This window comes from Streptomyces phytophilus, assembly GCF_013870535.1.
In the GTDB taxonomy this organism is placed as follows: domain Bacteria; phylum Actinomycetota; class Actinomycetes; order Streptomycetales; family Streptomycetaceae; genus Streptomyces; species Streptomyces phytophilus.
In genome coordinates this window covers 1-1,644 of the sequence record NZ_JACBXC010001307.1, presented here as the reverse complement: position 1 = coordinate 1,644, position 1,644 = coordinate 1, and the positions used below count along the sequence as shown (strand labels likewise).

At 75.2% G+C, this 1,644-nt stretch carries 1 protein-coding gene and 1 tRNA gene; one reads left to right on the top strand and one right to left on the bottom strand.

Going from position 1 to position 1,644, the window contains the following annotated elements; all coding sequences use genetic code 11:
- Positions 1-1,266 (bottom strand): coiled-coil domain-containing protein (locus tag H5J30_RS31855; protein ID WP_181791066.1); only part of this gene is annotated, 1,266 nt, incomplete at its 3' end.
- Positions 1,267-1,406: 140 nt separating this feature from the next.
- Between H5J30_RS31855 and H5J30_RS31850 the strand changes: the two genes are divergently transcribed.
- Positions 1,407-1,478, top strand: a tRNA-Val gene (locus tag H5J30_RS31850).
- Positions 1,479-1,644 lie beyond the last annotated feature (166 nt).

Sequence of the window (1,644 nt, the reverse complement as noted above, 5' to 3'; positions counted from 1 at the left end):
GCCGGTGCCGCCGCCGCGTTCGGCCCGTATCGCCTGGACCACCTCGGCGACCGTCTCGCGCACCGCCTCCAGCTCCTCCAGGAAGCTCCAGTAGTCCGGATGCCGCCCCGTCAGCGCCGCCTCCGCCCGGTCGACCCGCTCGACCGCCGCGTCCAGCGGCCCCGCGTGCCGGGGGTCGGGCCGGTCGCGGCCGGCCATCGCCAGGCGCTGCGCGTCACGGATGGCGAAACGGGTGCGGTCGACCTCCGAGGTGCGGTCCTTCTCCACCTCGTCGAGGCGGTTCAGCCGGTCCCGGGTGGCGTCCACGGCCTCGTCGGTCTGGTTCAGCAGCGCCCGTACGCTCGCCAGCAGCGCGATCGCGTCCGGCCAGCGCTGCTCGCGGCGGGCCCGGCCGGCGTCGGCGATCTTCTCCTCCGCCTCCGTGACGGCCTGCGCGGCGCGGTTCGGCACCTCCTGCAGATCGCGCCAGCAGGCCAGCGCGAAGCGCCGGCGCAGCTCGCTGAGCACCGGCTTGACCTTCTCGGCGCGGGTGGCCAGCGCCTGCGCGCGGGTGCGGAGGCTGACGAGGCGGCGGTCGATCTCCTCGGCGCGCTGCGGCAACTGCTCCGCCTCGCTGCGCAGCGCCTCGGCGTCGCGCTGCACGCCGACGGCGCGGTGGATGGTCTCCTGCACGCCGTGCCGCCCGGCGCCCTCGTTGAGCTTCGTCAGCTCCGGCCCGAGCCGTGCGAGCCGGACCGCGAGGTCGTCGGCCTGGAAGCCCTTGCCGCGCACCTCGTCCAGCGCCGTCGTCGCCGCCAGCAGCGCCTGCCGGGCCCGCTCCACGGCGGGCGCGAGGCGCGCGAGCTGGCTCTCGGCCTGGTCGAGGAGGGAGCCGAGGCCGTGCGCGAAGTGGTTGAGGTCGGAGCGGACCTTCTCCAGCCCGTTCGTGGCCTGCTGCAACTCCTGCCGGGCGCGGGAGGCGGTGCCGTGGTCGAGGTCGTCGCGGTCCAGGTCGTAGGAGTCGACGGCGGTGATGTACGTGTGGCTGACCTCGTCGATCCGCTGCCCCAGCGCGGCGAAGTCCGAGGCCGCCTTGCGGGCGGCCGGCGAGTTGTCGACGGCGGCGATCGTCTCCACGGAGATGCGCAGGTCGCGCTGCGCGGTATCCAGCTCGTAGAACGCGGTCGCGGCGGCGTCCTTGGCCGCCTGCGCCTCGGCCCGAGCCCCGTCGCCCCGGTCTCCCCAGCCCCACCGCCGGGTGCCGCCTCCGCCTCCGCCGAATGCCACGAGACCCCTTTCCTTGCCCTGCGCTCCCCTGGAGAGTCATTGTCCCACCAGGGGTGAACGAACACACGGCCCGCGACGATCCCCGCGGCCCCCGCAGGTCGATCGCCGTCGGCGGGGCACGGTACGCTGTCCCCGCATCCGGGCGCGTAGCTCAGCGGTAGAGCGCTGCCCTTACAAGGCAGATGTCGGCGGTTCGAACCCGTCCGCGCCCACCCGGCCCACCAGCGACGCAGCCCCGCACCGAGACAGGTGCGGGGCTTTTCGGCACGCCCCGGTGGACCGTCGCAAGCGTGGTCGACGCGGCGCGGGAGGCACGCACGGCGTGCGGGACCGCGTCGGCACAGGAGCTGATCCGGCGGCCGAGCCGGCCGGGACCGA